The following is a 1,230-nucleotide window of genomic DNA, read 5'->3' as shown; positions in this document are numbered from 1 at the left end:
GCTGACGGGCGAGGCGGGCAACGACGTCCTCACGGGCTTGGCCGGCAACGACGTGCTCAAGGGCAATGCCGGCAACGACAAGCTGTCGGGCGGYYTGGGYAAGGATGYGTTGTCGGGCGGCACGGGACAGGACGTCTTCGTGTTCGAGACGCGGCCGAACAAGAGCRCCAACATCGATACGATCACGGATTTCTCGGTCGCCGACGACACCATCCACCTCGCCAAATCGATCTTCCGCACAATCACCAAGAAGGGYGTGCTGAAAGCCGATGCGTTCTACGCGGGCGCGAAGGCGCACGACGSGTCSGATCGCATCATCTACGATGCCAAGAAGGGCGCGCTCTACTACGACGCCGACGGCACCGGCGCGACCGCGCAGATCCAGATCGCSACGCTCTCGAAGAACCTCAAGATGACCTACAGGGATTTTTTCGTGGTTTGATCTGCACGCCGCTCATCGCATTGGATCAATGCGTTGCGGACTTCCTTGAGCACCCCTCTCCGGCTTCGGCCGGGGAGAGCTTTCCATAATCGACTGCCGTCGTTTTGGTTGGCTCGCCATTTCGTCCGGCGGTTCCTCGCTCGAAGTGGGGCAGGGCATCGCGGAACGTCGATGACGCCTAACGCCCCAGCTCGCCTCGAACGCTGCGCGCTGACGCTCTTAGGTCCCAACAAGCTATTATCGACGGCGTCTCAAGGGCGCGATTTCGTTGCCCTCCCGTCATAGGATCACAGTGGATTGTGGGCTTGCTGGCATGGAACGTTGTTGGTGGAACAAGACAGGAACGATGCCGCCGGACCTGCGACTAGTTGAGCGCCCCAGGTTCGATGAACTTAAAAGCAGTCCGCAGGGGTGATGCTAAGTACTTCATAAGATTGGTGGGCCCGCCCGGACTCGAACCGGGAACCAGACCGTTATGAGCGGCCGGCTCTAACCATTGAGCTACGGGCCCCCATCGGAAAGAGATGCTTTCCTTAGTCGACGGCAAGCGGTTCGTCACCTGTGAAATCATGTTTTTTGCCGGGATCGCGCTCGGGGCGAGGGTCTGGTCGTCAGAGGATCCGTCTGTCCCCTGTCCGAGGGAACGCGCTGTCCGGGGAAACGCCAGTCTGGAAACGCCTGATCGGAGGAACATCCGGCGGCGTTTGGGGTGCAGGCCGGCAATCGAGATCTCGAAAGCCGTCATCCCTTCGCTCGGTCCGCACGCAGCGGATCCCGAGCTCCCGAGC

The 1,230-nt window shown here is 61.0% G+C and carries 1 protein-coding gene and 1 tRNA gene; one reads left to right on the top strand and one right to left on the bottom strand.

Features of this window, described 5'->3' with window-relative positions; translation table 11 throughout:
- Positions 1 to 442, top strand: a 442-nt coding sequence (locus AC1DT3_RS21745; protein ID WP_477467259.1) for a M10 family metallopeptidase C-terminal domain-containing protein, incomplete at its 5' end; no start/stop codon positions are given.
- Positions 443 to 877: 435 nt separating this feature from the next.
- On the opposite strand, the gene AC1DT3_RS21740 is transcribed toward AC1DT3_RS21745, so the two are convergent.
- A tRNA-Ile gene (locus AC1DT3_RS21740) sits at positions 878 to 953 on the bottom strand.
- Between the last annotated feature and the right edge of the window lie 277 nt (positions 954 to 1,230).

This window comes from Microvirga sp. P4_G7, assembly GCF_056401005.1.
Note: the sequence above shows the minus strand (reverse complement) of the source record. Positions and strands in the feature narration are given on the sequence as shown.